General features: G+C 64.5%; 18 protein-coding genes and 6 pseudogenes. 15 read left to right on the top strand and 9 right to left on the bottom strand.

Translation table 11 applies throughout. From position 1 onward, the window contains the following. Positions 1-53 precede the first annotated feature (53 nt). The 3 genes and pseudogenes from H4W01_RS22365 to H4W01_RS22355 all read left to right on the top strand — a co-directional run. Positions 54-1,040, top strand: a complete 987-nt coding sequence (locus tag H4W01_RS22365; protein ID WP_209613635.1) for a Tn3 family transposase — start codon at positions 54-56, stop codon at positions 1,038-1,040. A 104-nt stretch (positions 1,041-1,144) separates the two neighbouring features. Beyond that, positions 1,145-1,951, top strand: a complete 807-nt coding sequence (locus tag H4W01_RS22360) for a GntR family transcriptional regulator (protein ID WP_209613633.1) — start codon at positions 1,145-1,147, stop codon at positions 1,949-1,951. A gap of 198 nt (positions 1,952-2,149) precedes the next feature. Next, positions 2,150-3,001, top strand: a pseudogene (locus tag H4W01_RS22355) (IS110 family transposase); the annotation flags it as partial. A 1-nt stretch (position 3,002) separates the two neighbouring features. Here H4W01_RS22355 and H4W01_RS22350 read toward each other — a convergent pair. After that, a pseudogene (locus H4W01_RS22350) lies at positions 3,003-3,782 on the bottom strand (Tn3 family transposase); the annotation flags it as partial. Positions 3,783-4,113: 331 nt separating this feature from the next. Between H4W01_RS22350 and H4W01_RS22345 the strand changes: the two are divergent. The 9 genes and pseudogenes from H4W01_RS22345 to H4W01_RS22305 all read left to right on the top strand — a co-directional run bounded on the left by H4W01_RS22345 (position 4,114) and on the right by H4W01_RS22305 (position 12,105). Continuing rightward, complete coding sequence (locus tag H4W01_RS22345) at positions 4,114-4,659, top strand: hypothetical protein (RefSeq protein ID WP_126849571.1); 546 nt, start codon at positions 4,114-4,116, stop codon at positions 4,657-4,659. 156 nt (positions 4,660-4,815) lie between these two features. After that, positions 4,816-5,460 carry a recombinase family protein gene (locus H4W01_RS22340; RefSeq protein ID WP_126849570.1) on the top strand — a complete coding sequence of 215 codons (645 nt, stop codon included), beginning with the start codon at positions 4,816-4,818 and terminating at the stop codon, positions 5,458-5,460. Continuing rightward, entirely contained in the window at positions 5,460-7,121 is a 1,662-nt protein-coding gene (locus H4W01_RS22335) for an IS481 family transposase (RefSeq protein ID WP_126849569.1), read from the top strand. Before H4W01_RS22340 ends, H4W01_RS22335 begins: the two co-directional genes overlap by 1 nt. Further along, the gene (locus tag H4W01_RS22330; protein WP_126849568.1) at positions 7,121-8,092 is read left to right on the top strand and encodes an ExeA family protein; all 972 of its coding nucleotides are present in this window, start codon (positions 7,121-7,123) and stop codon (positions 8,090-8,092) included. Before H4W01_RS22335 ends, H4W01_RS22330 begins: the two co-directional genes overlap by 1 nt. 221 nt (positions 8,093-8,313) lie before the next feature. Continuing rightward, the gene (locus H4W01_RS22325) at positions 8,314-9,027 is read left to right on the top strand and encodes a hypothetical protein (protein WP_126849399.1); all 714 of its coding nucleotides are present in this window, start codon (positions 8,314-8,316) and stop codon (positions 9,025-9,027) included. 427 nt (positions 9,028-9,454) lie between these two features. Further along, positions 9,455-10,086, top strand: a pseudogene (locus tag H4W01_RS22320) (transcription elongation protein SprT). Positions 10,087-10,172: 86 nt separating this feature from the next. Next, positions 10,173-10,826, top strand: a complete 654-nt coding sequence (locus H4W01_RS22315; RefSeq protein WP_126849400.1) for a ParA family protein — start codon at positions 10,173-10,175, stop codon at positions 10,824-10,826. Then, complete coding sequence (locus tag H4W01_RS22310) at positions 10,826-11,155, top strand: hypothetical protein (RefSeq protein WP_126849401.1); 330 nt, start codon at positions 10,826-10,828, stop codon at positions 11,153-11,155. Before H4W01_RS22315 ends, H4W01_RS22310 begins: the two co-directional genes overlap by 1 nt. Next, entirely contained in the window at positions 11,152-12,105 is a 954-nt protein-coding gene (locus H4W01_RS22305) for a replication initiator protein A (protein ID WP_126849402.1), read from the top strand. Before H4W01_RS22310 ends, H4W01_RS22305 begins: the two co-directional genes overlap by 4 nt. Before the next feature lie 586 nt (positions 12,106-12,691). Here H4W01_RS22305 and H4W01_RS22300 read toward each other — a convergent pair. From H4W01_RS22300 to H4W01_RS22280, 6 genes and pseudogenes are all read right to left on the bottom strand, one after another. Next, positions 12,692-13,810: a type IV secretory system conjugative DNA transfer family protein gene (locus tag H4W01_RS22300; protein ID WP_409574496.1), complete on the bottom strand. Its 1,119-nt coding sequence runs from the start codon at positions 13,808-13,810 to the stop codon at positions 12,692-12,694. Then, positions 13,807-13,884 (bottom strand): annotated as a pseudogene (locus H4W01_RS23010) (type IV secretory system conjugative DNA transfer family protein); the annotation flags it as partial. The gene H4W01_RS22300 and the pseudogene H4W01_RS23010, both read right to left, overlap by 4 nt. Before the next feature lie 323 nt (positions 13,885-14,207). Then, complete coding sequence (locus H4W01_RS22295; protein ID WP_126849403.1) at positions 14,208-14,489, bottom strand: hypothetical protein; 282 nt, start codon at positions 14,487-14,489, stop codon at positions 14,208-14,210. Between the two features lie 12 nt (positions 14,490-14,501). After that, positions 14,502-14,855, bottom strand: coding sequence for a DUF3147 family protein (locus H4W01_RS22290; protein ID WP_126849404.1), 354 nt, complete (start codon positions 14,853-14,855; stop codon positions 14,502-14,504). Between the two features lie 6 nt (positions 14,856-14,861). Beyond that, positions 14,862-15,086, bottom strand: a complete 225-nt coding sequence (locus tag H4W01_RS22285) for a conjugal transfer protein TraD (protein WP_126849405.1) — start codon at positions 15,084-15,086, stop codon at positions 14,862-14,864. A 13-nt stretch (positions 15,087-15,099) separates the two neighbouring features. Further along, complete coding sequence (locus H4W01_RS22280; protein WP_126849406.1) at positions 15,100-15,453, bottom strand: conjugal transfer protein TraD; 354 nt, start codon at positions 15,451-15,453, stop codon at positions 15,100-15,102. Between the two features lie 174 nt (positions 15,454-15,627). On the opposite strand from H4W01_RS22280, the gene traA reads away from it, so the two are divergent. Continuing rightward, positions 15,628-18,552: a Ti-type conjugative transfer relaxase TraA gene (gene traA, locus H4W01_RS22275; protein WP_126849407.1), complete on the top strand. Its 2,925-nt coding sequence runs from the start codon at positions 15,628-15,630 to the stop codon at positions 18,550-18,552. Positions 18,553-18,558: 6 nt separating this feature from the next. Beyond that, complete coding sequence (locus H4W01_RS22270; RefSeq protein ID WP_126849413.1) at positions 18,559-19,299, top strand: DUF6118 family protein; 741 nt, start codon at positions 18,559-18,561, stop codon at positions 19,297-19,299. 368 nt (positions 19,300-19,667) lie between these two features. On the opposite strand, the pseudogene H4W01_RS22265 reads toward H4W01_RS22270, so the two are convergent. Then, positions 19,668-20,105, bottom strand: a pseudogene (locus tag H4W01_RS22265) (IS5 family transposase); the annotation flags it as partial. A 67-nt stretch (positions 20,106-20,172) separates the two neighbouring features. On the opposite strand from H4W01_RS22265, the gene H4W01_RS22260 reads away from it, so the two are divergent. Beyond that, positions 20,173-21,198 carry an IS110 family transposase gene (locus tag H4W01_RS22260; protein WP_159513066.1) on the top strand — a complete coding sequence of 342 codons (1,026 nt, stop codon included), beginning with the start codon at positions 20,173-20,175 and terminating at the stop codon, positions 21,196-21,198. Between the two features lie 235 nt (positions 21,199-21,433). Here the strand turns inward: H4W01_RS22260 and H4W01_RS22255 are convergent. Beyond that, a pseudogene (locus tag H4W01_RS22255) lies at positions 21,434-21,599 on the bottom strand (IS5 family transposase); the annotation flags it as partial.

Genomic DNA, 21,599 nt, shown 5'->3' with positions numbered 1-21,599 from the left:
ACGGCAACCGCCGTGCTGGTCGATGCGCAGCAGGCCCATCCGTTCGCGGCGATATGGGGCGATGGCCATGTATCCTCGTCCGATGGACAGTTCTTCCCGCTGGTGGTCGCGGCGAGGCCAGCCTCGACTATAACGCCAAATACGGCAAGCGGCCCGGTGCCTCGCTTTACGGGTTCCTTTCCAACCGGTTCGCCTCCTTCTTCTCCCGGCTGATCTCGGCCTCCGAGAGCGAAGCGCCCTATGTGCTCGACGGGCTCGTCCACAATGAAAGCTCGATCGAAATACACGAGCATGCGACCGACACCGCAGGCGCGACCGAGACGACCTTCGCCATGTTCCACGCGTTCGGCTACCGGCTCATCCCGCGCATCCGCAACCTGGGCGATCGCCGGCTGTTCGTGATCGCCCCCGACAGCGCCTACGATCCACTCGACGCGCTGATCGGCGGCACGATCAACATGAACAGGATCGAGCCGCACTGGGACGAGGTGCTGCGGCTCGGCGCCTCGGTCGCCGCCGGGCTCGTACCCCCTTCAGTAATCCTCAAGAAGATCGCCGCGACGCCTCGCCAGAACGGGCTGTCGGTCGCGCTGCGCGAGATCGGGCGGATCGAGCGCTCGATCTTCATCTGCGACTGGCTCCTCGATCCCAAGCTGCGCCGGCGGTCCCACGCCATCCTCAACAAGGGCGAAAGCCGCCATGCCCTGGCGCGCGCCGTGTTCCTTCATCAGCTCGGCGAACTGCGCAACCGCGTCGCCGAGACGATGGCCTATCGCGCCTCGGGCCTCAACCTCGTCGTCAACGCGATCATCCTGTGGAACACCGTCTATCTCAGCCGCGCCGTCCGCTTCGTCCACGACCAGGGGACCACGATCCCCGATGCGCTTCTCGCCCAGGTCGCGCCGCTGCCCTGGAGCCATATCGCGCTGACCGGCGATTATTGTGGAACGAGATCGACCGCCCCCTCGAACGCTACCGCCCGATCCGCGCCAACCGCTTCAATCCCAAGAACTTCGTGTTCCCTTAGCGTACACGGCTGAAGAAACTCCCACGGAGCCCCGAGAGGGTGCATCGTGAGCAATGCCGGGGGTATGCCTCGCTTCTGCCTTCCAGTCGCGCCTCGCTCGGCGTTTGGATGGTGCGGATGTTGCTTTCCGGTCTGGTTCCGCTGATGAATCGCACAGCCATGATGAAGATCGAAAATGTGGAAGGGGTTACCGATATGAAGGCCACAAGGGGCGCAGCCTTTGAAGCGATTTCACGCCCGATTAACGACCGTGCTGATAAACGAGGGGCAACGGCTATCGAGTGGGCCTACTCAATGCTCAGAAATCAAATCGTTGGCGGCGATTATCCTCACGGTTCGAGGCTTCACCTTGAAAACCTTAAATCTTCCTTGGGCGTGAGCGGTAGTACGCTGCGGGAGGCCCTGACACGCCTAATGAGCGACCGCCTCGTAATCGCCGAAGGTCAAAAAGGATTTACCGTCGCACCGATGTCTTTATCGGATCTTGAAGACCTTACTAGTGCGCGCATTATGCTGGAGACCAGCGCCCTAGTCGAAAGTATCGCACTTGGAGACCACAATTGGGAGGACAATCTGGCCTCTGCTTTTCACCGATTGGCGCTTGCTCAAGGTCGGCTTGAGACCGATACCGCAAACGCCTTCGATGCATGGGAAATTAGGAACAAGGAGTTTCACGAAGCGCTTCTAGCAGCTTCTCCGTCCAATTGGCGAAGGCATTTCAGGCAGACCCTATTCCAAAACTCCGAGCGTTATCGCAGATTGTCGGGCACAGAAGGCCCGATTCCCAAGGAGGTACATCAGGAGCATCAGGAAATATTCACGGCTGCGTTAGAGCGAGACGTTGATCGTGCGGTCAAGTCCCTGGATCATCACATTCAGCGCTCAGCAAATGTGATCCGCTCCAATGCTCTGCTAAATTCGTAAGTGTAGCTGCTTGCAATGACGGTCGTCCGGAACTGCAAATAGATGCGCTTTTTGCGCTCGGTCTATGTGAGACGCAGACGATTTCGGCCGACGCACGTTTGATGAGACGCAAATCAGACAGAGGTGATCGGGTGGACGCCCCCCGACTGCATCGATGTGCAATAGTGGGGGTGTTGAACACCACTGAGGGAGGCGTCCATGGCAGAGGTTACCACGATCGGTCTCGATATCGCCAAGCATGTTTTTAACGCGCACGGCGCCGATGCGACCGGTCGAGCTGTGTTCAGTCGCAGGATCACGCGCGGAAAGCTGCTCGACTTCTTCGCGGCACATCCGCGCTGCTTGGTGGCGCTGGAGGCGTGCGGTGGTGCACATCATTGGGCTCGCGAGCTGCGGGCGATGGGACATGAGGTCCGACTGATCCCACCTGCGTACGTCAAGCCGTTTGTAAAGCGGCACAAGAACGATGCGGTGGATGCGGAGGCGATCTGCGAGGCGGCACAGCGGCCGAGCATGCGCTTCGTCGCGGTGAAGACCGAGGAACAGCAGGCAGCCGCGCTGGTGTTCCGCACGCGCGACTTGGCGGTCAAGCAGCGCACTCAGCTCGGCAACGCGATCCGCGGTCACTTGGCCGAATATGGCTGGGTTGCACCCAAAGGTGCGGCTCACCTTGCGATGCTGGCGGATCTGCTTGATGGCGGCGAGATCGGGGGAACACTGCCGGAGGCGGCACGACCGATGTTTTCGATGATGATCGAGAGGCTGGCCGAACTCGACAAACGAGTAGCAGCCCTCGACAAGGAAATCGCGCGCCGGGCTCGCGAGGACGAGGTGGCGCGCCAATTGATGACTATTCCCGGCATCGGTCCGATTACCGCAACCGCCATTGCTGCCATCGCGCCACTAGCCGAGAAATTCGCCAAGGGGCGCGACTTTGCTGCGTGGCTTGGGCTCGTGCCAAAACAAGCCTCGATGGGCGGCAAACAGAAGCTTGGTGCGATCTCGCGGATGGGTGAGCGAACATTGCGGCGCCTGTTGATCATCGGCAGCCGAGATAGACTGTGTTCCACAGGATGATGGCCGAGACGATGAGGTTGAGGCCGGAGGCGCGGTGTCGCTGGTTCTCGAAGGTGCGGTCGCGAAGCTCGCCGAGCCGGTTGAAGAAGACCGCGCGGGCGAGCACGTTGCGGGCCTCGCCCTTGTTGAGGTTGGCGTTGGTGCGGCGACGCAGATCGGCATCGTCGAGCCAGTCGAGCATGAACAGGGTGCGCTCCACCCGCCCGATCTCGCGCAACGCGCGGGCGACCGGATTTTGGCGCGGATAGCCGGCAAGCTTGCGCAGCATCACCGATGCGCGGACGGTGCCGGCCCGGATCGAGGCGGCAAGCCGCAGCGTCTCGTTCCAGTCCTCCTCGATGGCGCGGAGGTTCACCGGACCGGCGACGAGCGGACGAAGTGTCGGCCAAGGTGTCAGGTCACTCATGGCATAGAGGCGGCGTTAGCCAAGGTCGCGGATGCGGGGTGCGAAGCGGAAGCCGAGCAGGTGGCACAGGCCGAAGACGTGATCGACGGCGCCGGCGGTATCGGTCGCATGTTCGCGGATCGCGATGCCGCTTTCATGGTCGAGTAGCCCGTCAATGACGTGCGAAGCCTCGCCGGTATTGGGGGCAATGACCTTGCTGTGGAAGGGCGCATAACGGTCGGAGACATGGGTGTAGAACAGCACGCCCGGCTCGCTGCCGTAGCGGGCGTTGTGGTCGGCGCGCGCCTCACCTCGTCCGCCCGCACGGAAGAACTGCCCGTCCGACGACGAGGTGTCGCCCAGTCCCCATAGCTGTAGCGGCTTGCAATGATGATCGCCCGGAACTGCAATAAAGGGCGGTTTCCGGCTCACATTGGGTGAGACGTTAGGGGCCGGCAGGCTCACATTGGTTGAGACGCAAATCACAATCGGTGCGACGGACGCGAGATGTTCGGCGATCGGCGCAGGATCGCGGACACGCCATGACGTTGCGACTTCGTGGCCCTTTCGACCTGTGAGGTTGCTAAGCCATGACAGACCGCAGGCATGGTCCGCTCCGCACGACGCTTGCAATCACGCGGTGCTGCCTCCAGTCGAAGGCGACGTGCTCACGATGCTGCAGCGAAAGGACGGGTGCGAGATGACCGATGCCAACCGGATCGCTGCCGCCATTAACCTGCGGGTCCGCCAGCTTGAAGCGCAGGGAATCACCGGGATCGCGCTGGCCAATCATATGATCGGCCACATGCAGGACCTGCACGCCATCTACACCACTGCAAGCGACCGGGCGTTACGCGATCTGTGTGACCGCTTTCCCGGGTTTGAGCGTTATGCCAGAATCATGGAGGAGGTTTCGGAACGGAACCAGGCCATGATGGCCTCCGGCAGCCATCCCCATGGCGATTTACCCGAGTTGCCTGAGCCCATGAAAGCAAAGCTCGTGCACGTGCTGCGCGCTGCCGCCGAACTCGAGCGAGAGGCCCAGGCAGCCGTTGATGGTCGCACAGGCGACCTGTCGGAGCGATTGACGGAGTTGAGGCGAAGTTGGGCCGACGGCTGCGCGCGATTAGTATCCGAATTCAAATCCTCGGATTTACCGCTCGGTTCCCAGGCTTTGGTGGAACAGGTGCTCAAGGCGACAGCAGAAAGAATTTGCAAGGCGGTGGAAAACCGTAGCGCAGCCTGATCGCCGGAAACCGATGCCGGGACCGCCAGGAAAACGAGCGGTTTTCTCGCGGTCGGGCGATGCCGCTTCCGGCTGCCCGAAAACAGCAAGAAAACCCGTTGTGAAAACCAGCGCCATCTTGCACCATGCCGGTGATCTTTTCTGGCGGGGTACGCATTGCTCATCGGCTATATCCGGGTGTCCAAGTCGGACGGCACGCAAACGCTGGAGCCGCAGCGCGACGCACTGTTCGCGGCCGGCATCGATCCATCCCGCATCTATGAGGATATGGCCTCGGGTCGGCATGATGCCCGGCCGGGACTCACCGCCTGCCTGAAGGCGCTCCAGCCAGGCAACACGCTCGTCATCTGGAAGCTCGACCGGCTCGGTCGCGATCTGCGTCACCTCGTGACGACGGCGGAGGATCTCCGGTCGCGCGGGGTCGGGTTGAAGGTCCTGGCCGGTGCCGGCGCGCAGATCGACACAACGTCTGCCAATGGCCGTCTCGCTTTCGGCATCTTCGCGGCGTTCGCCGAGTTCGAGCGCGAGTTGATCGCCGAGCGCACCCATGCCGGCCTTGCTGCGGCGCGCGCGCGCGGTCGCATGGGCGGTCGGCCGCGCAAGATGAACCGGGCGACGCTGACGATGGCGATGGCGGCGATGTCCGATCGGGGTGCCGTCGCAGCCGATGTCGCCAAGCGGCTCGGAATCACGACCACCACGCTCTATGTCTACGTCAACGGCGACGGCACTCCCAAGGCGCCGGGGCAGGCGTTGCTCGATGCTGGTCCCAGTCGGCAACTACAAAGCCAGGCTGCGTAATGAGCGCGGGCGTCACGGTCCCCATTGAGGCGATCGTGACGCTCCGGCGTCGATTGGCGGCACTTCCGGCGAGGCATCCTGAGCGGCAGCCGCTGATGGCATCGACCGCCGAACTCTACGATATCAGCCGCGCCACGCTCTACCGGCTGTTGCGCGGCGAGAGGCGTCCGAAGGACGCGCACCGCGCCGATCGTGGTCTGTCGCGGACGATGCCTGCCGACGAGATTGAGTGGTGGTGCGAGGTCGTCGCGGCGATGAAGAGCCGCACGACCAACCGGCAGGGTCGTCGCCTCTCGACGAAACGTATCCTCGAAATCGTCACTGAACACGGCGTCGAGACCCCCGATCGCGGTCTGGTGAAGCTGCCGTCAGGGCGCTTGGCGGCCTCGACGCTCAATCGCCACATGCGGCAACGCGGGTACGACACCGAGCGGATGACGCGCGAGCCGACTGCGGTGCGCTATCAGGCCGAACGCGCCAACATGCTCTGGCATTTCGACATGAGCCCGTCGGACCTCAAACAGTTGAAAGCCCCGACCTGGATCGATCCCGATCGGGGCGGCGCACCGACGCTGATGCTGTTCTCGGTGGTCGATGACCGGTCGGGCGTCGTCTATCAGGAATATGCGCTGGTTTACGGCGAGGATGCCGAGGCGGCGCTGCGCTTCCTGTTCCGGGCGATGGCGCCGAAGGAGGACAATCCCTTCGAAGGCATTCCGGAGAACATCCAGCTCGATGGCGGCCCGGTCGGCAAATCGAGCGTGTTCAAGCGGGTCATGGAATGTCTCGGGATCACCGTCACCCCGCACATGCCGGCAGGGTCGGACGGACGCCGCACTACCGCGCGCGCCAAAGGCAAGGTCGAGCGACCGTTCCGCACCGTCAAGGAAGCGCACGAGACGCTGTACCACTTCCACGAACCCACCAGTGAGGAAGAGGCCAATCGCTGGCTGGCCCGCTACATCGCCACCTACAACGGTGGCGATCATCGTCGCGAGCCGCATTCCCGGATCGACGACTGGCTCGGGCATCTGCCCGACGGCGGCATTCGCGCCATGTGCGGTTGGGAGCGCTATTGTGCATTCGCCCGCGAGCCCGAACGCCGCAAGGTCGGGCTCGACTGCCGCCTGACCGTCGCTGGCGTTACCTATGAGGTCACGTCCGAGGTGGCCGGCGAAACGGTCGTCGTCTGGTGGGGGCTGTTCGACCAGGAGCTATGGGTTGAATATGGCGACGAGCGGTACGGACCGTTCGATCCGGTCGGAGGGCCGGTGCCGCTGCATCGCTACCGCAAACATCGCAAGAGCCGGCGTGAGATTCGCGCGGATCGGGTTGATGCGCTGGCAACGAAAATCGGGATTCCCCGCTCGGTCCTGACGGGCGAGAATGACATCGTGGTGATCGGTCGCAAGCCTGCCGATGGGATCGCGCCTGTGCCGGCCCGGCCATTTGCCGATCCCGACCCGTTCGGCGAACTCACCTTCGCCACGCCGCTCAAGGCACGCTTCGCCATATCCGAGGAGTTGCGCCTGCCCCTGGGCGGGCTTTGCGAGGAGGACCGCGCCTTCATCGACGCGCTGCTCGCGCGCACGCTCTCCAGGCCCGAGGTGATGGAAGAAATCCGCAGGCGATTCCCGCCCGGCCATAGACGGAGCGGCTGATGCAAACCGAGGTAATGCGCTATTACGGACTGGCCCGGCCTCCGGTCGATCTCGGCTTCTTCGAGACCGAGCATCATGCCCAGCTCACCCATGATCTGAAGACTGCGATTAATGGCGGACGCCTAGTTGCGCTCACCGCCACCATCGGCTCGGGCAAGACCGTGCTGACGCGGCGACTGCGCGAAGAGCTGGAGCGCGAGGGGCGCGTGATCGTGTCGCGCGCGCTCAGCCTGGAGAAGGCCAAGATATCGGTACCGCTGTTGGTCGCGGCCCTGTTCTACGACCTCTCGTCGGAGAAGACCGTCTCGATCCCCAGCCAGTCGGAACGGCGCGAACGCGATTTGCAGGAGCTGTTCCGCAAGGCCAAGCGGCCGGTCGCACTGTTCGTCGACGACGCGCACGACCTCCATCCCAAAACGCTGACCGCGCTCAAGCGCCTCGTCGAGCTTGTCACCGAGGGCGGCGGTCAACTTGCCGTGATCCTCGTCGGCCATCCAAAGCTGCGCAACGACCTCAAGCGCCCTCTTATGGAGGAAATCGGCGATCGGACGACGGTGTTCGAGTTTGGCGGTCTGCGCGACCGTCAGCGCGATTACATCGACTGGGCGCTGCGCACTGCGCTGTCGCCGGGGATTGAGCCCGATGCCGTGCTGACCGAGGATGCCGCGATCCTGCTCGCCGCCAAGCTCAAGACCCCGCTCCAGATCGGCCGTCATCTTGTGCGGGCGTTCGAGGCAGGGTTCGAGGCCAGCGTGAAACCGATCGACGCCGCGACCGTCGAGGGTGTGCTTTCACGCCAGATCGACGACCTCGAACCTCAGCTTACCCGCCACGGCTACGACACGAAGAGCCTGGCGGACCAGTTCTACGCCAAGCCGGCGGAAATCCGCCAATTGCTCCGGGGCGGACTCGACCCGGCTCGTGCGCGCGAACTGACCGACGATATGCGAGCAGCAGGATTGCCGCTTTGACCGCCGTGTCCGCGATCCTGCGCCCATCGCCGAACATCTCACGTCCGTCGCACCGAATGTGATTTGCGTCTCAACGAAACTGCGTCTGCCGCGCCCTTCCGTCTCACGCAATGTGAGCCGGAAACCGTCCTTTATTGCAGTTCCGGCCGCGCATCATTGCAAGCCACTACAACTATGCCGCTGCACCGAGCATGCCCGCGACCCCGCGGCCGGCACCGCCGATGCCCACCGCGGCGCTCGCGCGTCTGCTGCGGCTGTGTCCCTGCCTGTTCAATCAGATCGATGTGGCACCCACACCACGCGCAATCGTCCACTTCTGCGAACTTACCCTGGGCCAAGAAATCACGGCGGCGAACGTGCATGCCGCCTTCATGGTCCAGCACCCGAACCTGCCTCCCGGCTTCAATCCGGGTCCGATCAAATCCTGTGGCAGCGGTGGTGCCATCATGGAGATGCTTTGCAGCGAGGTGCTGACTTCTGCCGGCATCCCGGCCATGTCCCCGGAAACCAGAGGCTGGCCCCAGTGGGAGATGCCGGGGCATGTTCTCCTGAACGAAGGGAAAATGTCGAGCCTCCAGGCACTCGGCGACATCCTGATCCCGTGTGCACCGACCAACCTGATAATCTCGGTCAAGAGCGAGGTGGCGCGCGAACGTCTGCTGTACTCGGCCAATTCGATCGAAGGCATCGGATTCGGCTTCTTCAAGGAGCCGGAGGAGTTCTGGACCAGCTCCAGGATGAGCCTCTACAAGCGAATGGGCTTCACCGCGATCTACATGCCGGACGGCACGCATCAGGCGGTGATGGATCACGTCCTGGCGGCCGGCGAGGAGCGCCACGCGATCAACATCAACGGGACCGAACTGTACCGGCCGCTTTCCGTTTTCGCCACGGACATGCTGCGGGTGATCGGCAGATCGAGTGCTCTGCTATAGCCAAGAGATGGTCGCAGGTGACTAGAACTAAGCAAGTAAGCCACTAACCCACTAAGCGACTAAGCCCACGAGAGTAACCTGTCGTATGGGCGTGCGCGCCCGTACCGGGCCGCGCTCTATCTCCGCTGCGCTCCGATCAAGCCGCCGTGCGGCGTCTTGCCCCATGCGGGTGACGATCGCTCGCGCGGGCGGGGCATGCCCCGCATTGAGGACGCCGGCGTTGCCGGCGAAGATCCTGCCAGGAGGGGAAAGGGAGCGCCGCCCCCTCTCCCCAGCAACGGCAATCAGCCGGGCCGTGGCTCGCTGCGCTGCGCCCGCACCACCCCGGCAGATTCCCGCTGCCCCCCTCTCCCCCGCTGTTCGCCACGAGGCAGGGCCGATGGCCGAGGCCATCGCCCGAGGGCGATTTGAGAAGGGAGACGACGACATGGAGCAGGACAACCGCGAGAGCTGGCTGAACCGGGTTGCGATCGGCATGGCCCCCCTGTTCGACGCGCTGGATGCCCCCTACCCGACCGCATCCGCGTTGCGATCGGCTTCACCAGCGCGGGCCGCAAGGGTAAGGCAATCGGCGAGTGCTGGGACAACCGTCGCAGCGCGGACGGCCATTTCGAAATCTTCATCCGCCCGGACCTTGCGCACGCGCCCGACGCCATGCCGGCGCAGATCGCCGCCATCCTCGCGCATGAGCTGGTTCACGCGGCGGTCGGCATCCCGGCCGGACATGGGAAGGCGTTTAAACGTATCGCGATCGGGCTGGGGCTGGTCGGGCCGATGCGCGCGACGACACCGGGCGATGCCTTCCTTGCCACGGTCGCACCGATCCTCTCCACCGCAGGCCACCTTCCCCATGCACGGCTCGATACGGCCGGCGAGACCACCGCGCCGAGAAAGCAGGCGGCGCGAATGCTCAAATGCGAGTGCCAGACGTGCGGCTACACGGTCAGGACCACGCGCAAGTGGCTGGAGACTGCCGGCGCACCGCTTTGCCCGATCGCGGGCCACGGCTCGATGCGTCATGAAACGCTGGAGCACGAGGACGTGGAACCACAGGATTAGAGATCGATAGGGCTAAGCGACTAAGCGGCTAGACGAATAAGCGACTAATGTCTATTAACCGCTTAGTCGCTTAACAGGAGTCGACCATGAGGACATGGGCCATCATCGCTCAAAAGGGCGGGCAGTCGAAGACGACGCTGGCGACGGGCTTCGCGGTCGAAGCGGCGCGGGAGGGCGCTGCCGTCGTGATCCTCGATGCCGACGACCGACAGGGATCGGCGCTCTACTGGTCCGAGCGGCGCGCGCTCGACGACGTGACGGTGAAGGACAGCAGCGTCGCCGGCCTGCCGCTGCACGTCACGCGAGGCCGGGCCAGCGGCAAGCTCGACCTCATCATCATCGACACGCCGGCGAACTCGAAGGACATCGCCATGCTTGCGGCCGAACAGGCCGATTTCGTCATCATCCCCGTAGCGCCGCGCGGACTGGACGTTCACTCGGTCCTGCAAACGGTCAAGCAGGTGCAGCAGGCCGGAACGCCATTCGCAGTCATCCTGACGCAGGTGCCGCATCAGGGCGGGGAGGGGGAGGAAGCCCGCGCGGGCTTCGCCGCAAAGGGCATCGCGATGTTCGACACCCGCCTTCATTTCCGCAAGGACTATTACCGCGCCACGCCGATCGGCCAGACCGCGGCCGAGCTGGAGCCGGATGGCAAGGCCGCGGCCGAGCTGCGCGCGGCCTATGACGAGGCTAAGCGACTAAGCGGCTATACGACTAAGCCAATAAGCGAGGTGGCGTGATGGCAAGGAAACCGTCAGCACTGGCGGGCATTTTCGATGACGAGCCGGAGGCACCCGCATCCGTGCCGCCGTCGGAGCCGACGCCGGCCCGCGCACCTGCGCGATCGGCATCCACGTCCAGAACCCGGCGCACGGCCGATGCGCCCGCGCCGCAACGTCGGAGCAGCCATCCCGGCAAGAAGCCCGTCCTGATCCATATTCCCGAGGACATGCACCGAACGCTGCGCCAGCTCAGTGTCGAGGAGGGGGGCGAGCCGCTGACCGTCGTGACGGAGCGCCTGTTACGGCAGTATCTCGTGCAGCGGGGCCACGCCAGGTTCGCGCCGTGAGCAAGCGCCGCGATCCCAATCCCGAGTTCGACCTGTTCATCCCGGCGCTGGGCGACCTTCCGCTAAAGGACCAGCGGGAGGTCATGGAGCGGCCGTTCTTTTCGCTCCAGAAGCGCAAGCGGTTGAAGCCGATCGAGTATCGCAGCCCGGACGGCGAGGCGTGGGTGCGCGTGCAGGCCATACCCGACTACGGCATGGCGACGATCTGGGATGCCGATATCCTGATCTGGGCGGCGTCCACCCTGAACAGGATGAAGCAGCAGGGGATCAACGATCTGCCGCGCACACTGACGACGACGCCCTACGACCTGCTACGCGCGATAAAGCGGAGCACCGGCGGCCGGGATTATCAGGAATTGCAGGCAGCGCTTCTCCGGCTCCAGACGACATCGATCACGACCTCAATCCGGGCGACCAAGCGCCGGCAGAAGGCCGGATTCAACTGGCTCGATAGCTGGACGTTCGACACGGACGCCGAGACGGAGCAGCCCCGCGGCATGACGCTGACCCTATCGGATTGGGTCTACGATGGGATCGTGAACGAGAAATCGCTCCTCACCATGCACCCCGATTATTTTCTCTTATCGGGAGGGCTGGAACGCGCGCTCTATCGGATCGCACGCAAGCACGCCGGCACGCAGCGCGGCGGGTGGCTGTGCAGGGTGGAGGTGCTGCGCGACAAGACCGGCAGCGACGCCAAACCCAAGGAGTTCAATCGCATGCTGCGGCGGGCGATCGAGGCCGATCAGCTCCCCGACTATGGCATGGAATTGACCGAGACGACCGACAAAAGCCCAGCCGTGTTATTCCGGCTGCGCGGCGAAGCCGAAGCCCTAGCCTTTGGTGAAAGGATGCGGGCGGAGGAGGAGCGGCACGCCCGCTTCGCCGCCGATCGCCAGCGCGCCGATCAGGTTGATGCTCACATGGACCGGCTTGCAGGCCGACGCTAACTATCGGGGTTTCACCCACCCTCAGTCCAACTATCGGGGGATGACACACCGTAGCGGTGCAGCCGCCGGGCAGCTTCGGGGGCACACGGGATGGCAGGAGGCCGGGTGCCTGTGGATAAGTGACATTCCCGGCAGCTTTTGGGTCGCGAACGGTCGGGGTTTCACACACCTTGGCTTCGGGGTTTCACACACCCCACTATCGGGGGATCACACACCGAATCACGGGGTTTCACCCACCAAGGGTCCGCTTAAGCCGCTGTAATCTAACGGGAAAATTCGCTTTTTTGCGGGCTTAACCTTCTTAACAATTCCTATTTAACAGAATCCTTTAACGTCAGCCCCCGACCACCGCGCGAACAACGAAGGGACCAATGGAATCGGCCTTCGGCCGATACCCCCTTCGTTTCGTGCCGCCTTCGGCGTCACAGGAGCGGCGCAAGCGCCGCGGGCTGGGCGGGAAAGAAGTGGGGACGGATGGCGACGGAATCGCTCGCCACGGCCGCCCAAGCGCGCCGTGAGGGCAGCAGAGGAGCTTTCGGGTAGTTCGGGATGCTTATCGCAGCGAAGGTCGCCAGCAAGGCTTAAATCAAGCCGGATCAAACAGCCCGGCAAACTCGCGCTGATCGTAATAGCGGATTTTCTCGACCGCGAGCGGGTGTTCGCCCTGGCGCAGCAGCAGGAGCTGGTCGGGCCGCATCCGCATGATTTCATCGGGCGTGGCAAGCCGGCGGGCGGAGACGTGTCCGCTGACGCTTTCCGAAGGGCCGGCGCGGTTTTCGCCCCAGCCGGTGCCGCGCGACGTGCTGACGGTATCGTATTCGATCGTGGTGTCGCCGATCGTGCGCGAGAGCATGTCGGCGGTGGCATGATCGTTCACCCCGAACGTCTGGATCACGCCCGCGTTGGACATGAAGGTGCCGGCCCGCTCGCCATAGGTGGCCTTGAGCTGGTGCATGTCCTGAAGGATCGGCCAGAGCTGGAGGCCGTAGCCCGCCATCAGCCCCATCGCACGCTCGACCGGCTCCAGTCGGCCGAGGGCGGCGAACTCGTCCAGCAGGAACAGCACGGGCCGGGCAGGGCGGGCGGTCGATCGCGCCATGTCGGTGACGGCCTGGCTTACCAGCAGCCGCAGCCAGCGGGCATAGGTATCGAGGCGATCGGGCGGGAGCACCAAGAACACGGTAGCGGTCGTGTCCTTCAATCCTGCGAAGGTGAAATCCGACGCGGCCGTGCTGGCGACGATGCGCGGGCTGTCGAGAAAGTGGGTGTGGCGCTGCGCCGAGGACAGCACGCCGGCGGCTTCACGGTCGGACTTGCCGAGCTGGCGGTTGGCGGCGCGGGCGATCAGGCCCCCGGCGCCGGCGCTGTCCTGCATATCGGCCAGCAGCGCGGCGAAGGCGGCAGGGGCGAGCGTCAGCTTGTCGCGCACCGTCGCCAGCACGCGGGCGTCGGCAGGTTCGTGGACGACGGTGTGCAGGATCAGCCCGGCGATCAGCGCCCTGGCTTCCTCGTTCCAGTGGGCTTCGCCTGATTGTCCCGGCGCATCGTGGACCAGCGCATCGGCGAGGGTGTTGGCATCTTCCGCGAGATCGAGGCTGGCAGGATCGAGCCGGTCGAGTGGATTGTAGCGGGCAGGGAGACCTTGCCCCTGGCGGCACGGGCGCGGGCTGTGACGCGGGCATTCTCGCCCTTGGGGTCGATGCAGATCACCGAGCGATCGAGCAGCAGCAGGTTGGGGATGATCGTGCCGACGCCCTTGCCCGAGCGGGTGGGTGCCATCGTCAGCAGATGCGCCGCGCCGTCGTAATGCAGCAGCTTCCCCGATTTCGCCGAGCGGCCGATCAGGAGATCCCCGTTCGCTTCCAGCTTCCGCACATCGGCACGGTCGCCGAACCGGGCGGAGCCGAGCAGTTCGTTCCGCTCGCTGGTAACGCGCCGGTTGTAGCGCCAGGCCAGGAACAGGATTGCGCCGGCCAGCAGGAACGGAATGTCGGTCGCGATCTCGCCATAACCGAAGATGCCCTTGAGCCAGGCGTTGCTCGCCATCAGCACCACGAAGGCGACGAAGACCGCGAACAGGGGTCTGATCCGTCGCCTCGGCATCAGCGCGCCGCCATCGGCGTGACCGGCAGAGACCGGTCGGCGTCGGGATGATCGAGCAGCCGGAGCAGGATTTGCGACACGAGGGGAGGGGGCACGCCCTCATCCAGCATCATCTCGAAAAACGCATCGTCGTTGGGCGTCGGGATCATGTTTTCGATGACCAGGTTGGCGCGCGCGTCGGCCATGTCCTGATGCCACATGGCGATTTCCGCCGACGTGCCGCGCACGAAATCCATCGCGCGCACCTCGCGGCGGATCGCCTCGATATCGAAATCGGCCATCCTCTTATCTCCTCAGAGCCGCAATCCAAACCTAGGCCCCGCCCATGTCATGGCGAGGTACAGCGCGATGGTGAGCAGGCACCCAGCCGTGAGCGCCAGCCAGAACGGTGCGCTGCGATTGAGCATGGCCGGGATCAGCAGAAACATCGGCAGCGAGGGCAGCACGAACCAGAAGGTCGCACCGGCGTGAGCTGCCATGCGGACGGGATCGCGCGTGTCGCGCCAGAGCCAGATCATACCCAGCACGGAAACGAGGGGGAGCGAGGCGACCAGTGCACCGACGCCAGGGCTGCGCTTCGCGATTTCGGAAACGGCGACGATGATGATCGCCGAAATGCCGGCCTTGAGAAGCAGGTAAAAGCACAGGACACCTCAGCTATCGATCAATGGTTCGGCTTCCGCATCGAACGCGCGTTTTCCGCGTCTTTTCCACAACGCCAGCACGTCGCCGGCATCGTCGCCGCGCCCACGTCCAGCGAGATCGAGCAGCGCGCCGTAGAGCGTCGCGCGATCGTCGTCGGTCAGCTCGACCAGCCCCGCTTTCTGGACCAGCCCGCCCAGCTCAATCAGGTGGCGTGTGCGTTCCCGACGCTGCATGACCCAGCCCCTGCTATCCGTGCGTCGTTCCGCCGCTTCCGCCCGCAGCGTCGCGGCCCGGTTCAGCCGCAACGCCCGATCCGTCGATTGCAGCAGCGCCAGCACCCCCCTCGACTTCGATCGGGACAGGTTTGCGCCCGCGCCGTTGAAAGAAGGCCGCGCCCTTCGCGCGCCATGCCTCCTTCGCGCCCGCATCCTTCGACCCGAGCGCATCGAGCAGGACGCCGGCGAGGGTTTCCGCATCGAGCGCGTCGGCCCCGGTCGCCGCGACGAGCTGGCCGAGTTGTTCGACCCGTTTTGCCTTGAGCGCGCGGGCCTTGTCACCCAGCGCCTTCAGTTCGGCATCGTAATCGCGAACCTTCCGCATCGCCGTCACCCTTCCGCGTATCGGTCAGCAGCATCTTAGCGCGTCCAGCATACTGGTAAAGCCGGAACGGGCAGAAAGCGGCACCAAGTCAATCAGGAGATGCGAAGCAGATCGTGAGTGCGCGCTTATACGTCGTTGCCGACGTGCGCTAAGTAGGGCAGTGTGCGAAGCGTCATGGCGATCTACCATTTCTCCGCCAAGGTTGTGAGCCGCGCGAACGGATCGAGCGCCGTTGCGAGCGCTGCCTATCGTTCCGCGTCCGAGCTGCACGATGATCGGCTGAACCGCGATCACGACTTCAGCAACAAGGCCGGTGTGATCCACTCCGAGGTGATGTTGCCAGAGGGCGCACCGGAGCGTTTAAACGACCGCACGACCCTGTGGAACGAGGTGGAGGCCGGTGAGAAGCGCAAGGACGCGCAGCTTGCCCGCGAGGTGGAGTTCTCGATTCCACGCGAAATGAACGAGAAGCAGGGCGTCCAGCTCGCGCGCGATTTTGTGAAGAAGCAGTTTGTCGATCGCGGGATGGTCGCGGACCTGAACGTGCATTGGGACAAGGCGAAGGACGGCACGCCCAAGCCGCACGCGCATGTGATGATGACGATGCGCGACGTGGGGCCGGAGGGGTTCGGGAAGAAGAACCGCGACTGGAACAGTACCGAGCTGTTGAAGGACTGGCGCGAGGCGTGGAGCGCGCACGTCAACGAACGCATGGCGGAGCTGGGGCTTGAGGGTCGCATCGACCATCGCAGTTACGAGGCGCAGGGGATCGGGCTGGAGCCGCAGCACAAGATCGGCCCGGCCGCATCGCGCCGGCCGGAGCAGGGGCTTGAGGCGGAGCGGATCGAGGATCACACGCGCATCGCCCGTGAGAACGGCGCGAAGATCATCGCCGATCCCAATGTCGCGCTGGACGCGATCACGCGCAGCCAAGCGACGTTCACCACCCGCGATCTTGCGACGTTCGCGTTCCGGCACAGCGACGGCAAGGAGCAGTTCGATCAGGTGATGGGGGCGGTGCGCGCCAGCCCCGAGCTGGTCGCATTGGGGAAGGACGGACGCGACCAGGAGCGGTTCACGTCGCGCGACATGATCGCGACCGAGGCGCGGCTGGAGCGCGCCGGTGACGATTTATCGAGGCGTTCGGATCACGGGCTCCCGGCAGCTTCAAACAGGGGGGGTCGGGAGGGCAACCGCGCTGCCGGGAGTGAGGGTATAACGCTCGGCGACGAACAAGTTGCCGCGCTTGAGCATATTTCCCAGCCGAACGGTCTGGCGGCGGTGATCGGCTATGCCGGTACAGGCAAGTCGACGATGCTGGGTGTGGCGCGGCAGGCGTGGGAGGATGCCGGCTACACGGTGCGTGGCGCGGCGCTGTCGGGCATCGCGGCCGAGAACCTCGAGGGCGGATCGGGCATCCGGTCCCGCACCATCGCCAGCCTTGAACACGCATGGGGGCAGGGGCGCGAGCAGCTAGGCCCTAGGGACGTGCTGGTTGTGGATGAGGCCGGCATGATCGGTTCGCGCCAGATGGAGCGCGTGCTGTCTCACGCCCGCGACGCGGGCGCAAAGGTGGTGCTGGTCGGCGATCCCGAGCAGTTGCAGGCGATCGAGGCGGGCGCGGCGTTCCGAGCCATCACCGAGCGGCACGGCGCGGCCGAGATCACCGAGATCAGACGGCAGCGCGAGGATTGGCAGCGCGACGCGACGCGCGCGCTGGCGACGGGACGCACAGCGCAAGCGATCCACGCCTATGACGGCAAGGGCATGGTCCACGCGGCCGACACGCGCTTGGCTGCGCGGGGCGAGCTGGTGGACGGTTGGGATCGTGCCCGTCAGGCCGAACCTGGCAAGAGCCGGATCATCCTCACCCACACCAACGCCGAGGTGCAGAGCCTCAATGGCGAGGCGCGCGACCGGTTGCGCGCATCCGGCGACCTTGGCGACGACGTGACGGTGAAGGCCGAGCGCGGTGAGCGTCAGTTCGCGACCGGCGACCGCATCATGTTCCTGCGCAACGAGCGCGGCATGGGGGTGAAGAACGGCACGCTGGCGACGATCGAGCGGGTATCGCCCGGGGGCATGGCGGTGCGCCTCGATGACGGGCGCGGGGTCGCGTTCGACACGAAGGACTATGCCCATGTCGATCATGGCTATGCGGCGACGTTCCACAAATCGCAGGGCGTGACGGTCGATCGCGCGCACGTCCTCGCTACCCCCGGGATGGACCGCCACAGTGCCTATGTCGGCATGTCGCGGCACCGCGACGACGTGCAGCTTCACTATGGCCGCGACGACTTCGCTGACCAGCGCCAGCTTGTTCGCGCCCTGTCGCGCGAACGCGGCAAGGACATGGCCGGCGACTATGCCCGACCCGAGCAGGACCAGGCGCGCGCGTTCGCCGATCGGCGCGAGATCCGGTTCCCGGAACTCGCGCGTGAAATGGTGGCGAAGGTCCGCGACAAGGCCAAGGGCATGTTCGCCGGCTTCCGGCCGAAGCCGGCGACCGAGAAGGCGACGTCGCCGGAGCGTGTCGCGGCCGATCGGCCGCTGGCACCCTCGCAGGCCCGCGCGATCGAACGCTATGGGCGCGCCGCAGCCGATATAGGCCGGATGCGAGACAAGGGATTGCCGGTGCTGGCGCACCAGGAACAGGCGCTGGCAAAGGCCGGCGACGCGCTCGACCAGGTGCGACCACATGCTGCGCGTGACCTCGCCAGCGCGATCGAGCGCGATCCCCGGCTCGCGCGTGACGCGGCCGAGGGGAACACGGGCGGCGCGGCGAAGGCGATGGAAACCGAGCGCCAGGTCCACATCGACCCGGAGAAGCGCGCGGGCCGGTTCGTGGAGCAGTGGCAGGGCATGAAGGAGGCGCGGGCCAGTATGGAGCGTGCCGGCGACCATGCGGGTGCGGAACGGCTCGGCAAGCGCATGGAGAGCTTCGCGGGCGGGCTGCACCGCGACCCGCAGCTCGAATCCGCGCTGCACCGGCGCGCGCCCGAGCTGGAATTGAAAATGGAGCGCGGCCGATCGATCGCAAACGAGCTGGCGCAGTCGGTCAGCATCGGGCGTGACCGCGACCGTGGCATGAGCCGGTAGGTGACGATGGACGACGATATTCAGGAAGGCGGCGATCCGGCGGAGGCGTTCGACCGGTTGCGTGCCGTGATCGAAGGCCAGGACCGCGAGCTGGCGTTGCTACGCCGTGCCGTGGAGGGCTTGGCGGCCGAGCGGGCGCATATCGACGTTCCCGACTACACCGAGACATTAGGCCGCATACAGCAGGGCGTGGACGCCACGGCCGACCGGATCGCTGTCATCAACGACGTGATCGCGCGAAGTCCGGCGCTGGCGATGACGCCCGACCAAATGGCGCAGCGGATCGCCACAGCGGGCAACGCCGCCCGGCGCGAGGATCAGGCGGCGCTTGCCACGGCAAGGAAAGGCTTGGAGGACGTAACGCGGCAGCTTCATGCCTATGTCGTGTCCGGGCGAACGGGCGACGAGCAAAACCGTTGGCTGGCATGGTCCGCGATCGGCGGTGCGATCATCGGCATCGTGTTGTGGGCGTTGCTCGCGGGACCGATCTTACGAGCCACCCCGGATCGCTGGCGTTTGCCTGAGAGCACGGCAGCGCGGATACTTGGCGGATCGGCATGGGAGGGTGCGCGCCGGCTAGCGACGACGAACGGGGTCGATACTTGGAACGCGATGGTGACGGGCGCGGCGATCGGCCAAGGCAACGAGGATGCGCTTGAGCGATGCCAGCGGGAAGCGAAGAAAGCGGGTGAGCCGGTGCGATGCACGGTCAGGATCAAACCTGAGAAACGGAAGGCCACGCAATAACGAGCAGAGGGGGGTGAGCGGCCTCTGGCAAAAGCAGCTATCAGGACCAGTCGCACCTAGGGTCAGGACTTCATGACCAAGCCTGATCATCTCTCGAGCCCAGTGATGAGCGCTGCCACAAGCTTCCATCACGACCAAGGCGGGAGGCTGTTTGGCCATGAACTCGGAGAAGCTTTGGCGTGACAGCTTTTTGCGGAACCTTGGCTCTCCGGTCATCGATGCCCCGTGAACCTGAAAAACAGCCTTTGCCAGATCCACGCCAATCATCGTCTCGTTCATCATGGTCGCCGTCCTCTCCGCTAAGCTTGAGCACTTCCTGGCATAATGCGATGCCGTCCGGGGGGGCGGCAACCACCCCATCTCGTTGATCAAAGCCAGAAGATGACAGTGGCAGCGAGGGCGATGGCGGACAAGAAGACCGTCGGACACCTGTCGTAGCGGGTCGCAACGCGGCGCCAGTCCTTCAGCCGTCCGAACATGATCTCGATACGGCTACGGCGCCTGTAGCGGCGTTTGTCGTATTTGATGGGCTCGAGCCGAGACTTCCGACCTGGGATGCATGGCTGGATGCCCTTGGCCTGCAAGGCATCCCTGAACCAGTCGGCGTCGTAACCGCGGTCGCCGAGCAGCCATTGCGCCTTGGGCAGATCGTCGAGCAATGCGGCCGCACCGGTGTAGTCGCTGACCTGTCCGGCGGTCATGAAGAAGCTGAGCGGACGGCCGTTTGCGTCGGTCACGGCATGGAGCTTCGTGTTCATGCCACCTTTGGTGCGACCAATCAGGCGCCCGAGATCCCCTTTATGGATGGCTCGCCCCTTATCCGAATCGTTGTCATCCTACGACAGCAGGTCGTTTGAGGAAGGAGCGAAGGTCATGGACGTATCGGTTCTGGGAATTGATCTAGGCAAGAACAGCTGCAGCGTGGTTGGGCTGGATGCGACCGGCAAGGTCGTCGTCCGCCGACGGATGCGCCGCGACACGGTCATCACATACGCCGCAGGTCTGCCGGCTTGCGTCGTGGCGATGGAGGCCTGCTGCGGAGCTCATCACATGGGACGGGCGCTGGCACGACAAGGCCATGCCGTTCGGCTGATGTCGCCGGAATATGTCCGTCCATACGTTAAGGCGCAGAAGAACGACGACCGCGACGCTGAGGCGATCGCGGAAGCGGCAACACGGCCGACCATGCGGTTCGTCGAGTTGAAAACCGAGGAACAACTCGACATGCAAACGCTGCATCGCATCCGTGACCAGCTTGTCGGTGATCGCACCTCGTTGATGAACCAGATCAGAAGTCTTCTTCTGGAGCGCGGCTACATAGTCCCGCAAGGACGCGCAAAGCTTGCCGTCCGGCTGGGTGAGATGCTCGATGGTGACGAGCCAGTGCTGGGCTCTCGTATCCACCGGCTCGTCAGTGATATGCGTCTGCGCTGGATTGCCCTTGATGACCGGATCGCAGATCTCAATGCCGAGTTTACCGAGGCTGCCCGCTCGGATGAGCGAACGCGGCGCCTCCTGACTATTCCTGGTATCGGCGCGCTGAACGCGACGGCGCTGGTAGCTGCAGTTGGCGACGCTCGAACATTCGGACGGGGCAGGGATCTTGCCGCGTGGCTTGGGCTCGTGCCGCGTCAAGCAACGACCGGGGGTAAACCGCGATTGCTCGGCATTACCAAGCGCGGAAGCCGCTATCTGCGGAAAAACCTGATCCAGGGTGCCCGGGCATCACTACCGACGATGAGCAAGAGCGACACACGACTTGGCGCCTGGCTACGCGGCCTTTTGTCGCGTTCCCATCACAACACCGTCGTGGTGGCGCTAGCGGCCAAGATGGCGCGCATCGTCTGGGCGCTGCTGCGTCATGAGCGTACTTACGATCCAGCCGCACAAGCGGCGTGAACGAGATCAGCCGATGCACCTTGCACCGGCTGGATGATGTCTGCGGGAGGTAAGTGAAAGATGGCCTGACAGTCGACCGGTGACCTGGAACCCTATGGCTTAAAATGGCACTCGATGCCGGCCCCTTTATGAGGACCAGGACGCGCGGATCTCCATCTTGGCCAACGACCTCGCGTCGAAAGGCCGGATACGTTTTCGCAGACTGCTCAGAACATCAGACACAAACCGCTTGCCGACGGGGCGAGCCATACGTTTTAACCCGCAGGCTCGATGCCGTGCGGTGCGCCTTCAGATACGTCGCGTCGATCATGACGGTCTTTGGGTCGGCATCAGCGGCAGCCAGACCTTCCATCATGCGGAGGAACACACCCATCTCACCCCACCGTTTCCAGCGATTGTAG

Source organism: Sphingomonas sp. PL20, from assembly GCF_017875905.1.
GTDB lineage: Bacteria > Pseudomonadota > Alphaproteobacteria > Sphingomonadales > Sphingomonadaceae > Sphingomonas > Sphingomonas echinoides.
The sequence above is the reverse complement of the archived record's forward strand: the minus strand, read 5'-3'. Positions and strand labels throughout refer to the sequence as shown.

Excerpts from the sequence above, each read along its gene's own strand:
- H4W01_RS22310 (WP_126849401.1), top strand. The coding sequence starts at position 10,826 with ATGGCAAGGAAACCGTCAGCACTGGCGGGCATTTTCGATGACGAGCCG.
- H4W01_RS22345 (WP_126849571.1), top strand. The coding sequence starts at position 4,114 with ATGACCGATGCCAACCGGATCGCTGCCGCCATTAACCTGCGGGTCCGC.
- H4W01_RS22365 (WP_209613635.1), top strand. The coding sequence starts at position 54 with ATGGGGCGATGGCCATGTATCCTCGTCCGATGGACAGTTCTTCCCGCT.
- H4W01_RS22330 (WP_126849568.1), top strand. The coding sequence starts at position 7,121 with ATGCAAACCGAGGTAATGCGCTATTACGGACTGGCCCGGCCTCCGGTC.
- H4W01_RS22260 (WP_159513066.1), top strand. The coding sequence starts at position 20,173 with ATGGACGTATCGGTTCTGGGAATTGATCTAGGCAAGAACAGCTGCAGC.
- H4W01_RS22280 (WP_126849406.1), bottom strand. The coding sequence starts at position 15,453 with ATGCGGAAGGTTCGCGATTACGATGCCGAACTGAAGGCGCTGGGTGAC.
- H4W01_RS22270 (WP_126849413.1), top strand. The coding sequence starts at position 18,559 with ATGGACGACGATATTCAGGAAGGCGGCGATCCGGCGGAGGCGTTCGAC.
- H4W01_RS22315 (WP_126849400.1), top strand. The coding sequence starts at position 10,173 with ATGAGGACATGGGCCATCATCGCTCAAAAGGGCGGGCAGTCGAAGACG.
- H4W01_RS22295 (WP_126849403.1), bottom strand. The coding sequence starts at position 14,489 with ATGGCCGATTTCGATATCGAGGCGATCCGCCGCGAGGTGCGCGCGATG.
- H4W01_RS22285 (WP_126849405.1), bottom strand. The coding sequence starts at position 15,086 with ATGCAGCGTCGGGAACGCACACGCCACCTGATTGAGCTGGGCGGGCTG.
- H4W01_RS22335 (WP_126849569.1), top strand. The coding sequence starts at position 5,460 with ATGAGCGCGGGCGTCACGGTCCCCATTGAGGCGATCGTGACGCTCCGG.
- H4W01_RS22325 (WP_126849399.1), top strand. The coding sequence starts at position 8,314 with ATGCCCACCGCGGCGCTCGCGCGTCTGCTGCGGCTGTGTCCCTGCCTG.
- H4W01_RS22360 (WP_209613633.1), top strand. The coding sequence starts at position 1,145 with ATGTTGCTTTCCGGTCTGGTTCCGCTGATGAATCGCACAGCCATGATG.
- traA (WP_126849407.1), top strand. The coding sequence starts at position 15,628 with ATGGCGATCTACCATTTCTCCGCCAAGGTTGTGAGCCGCGCGAACGGA.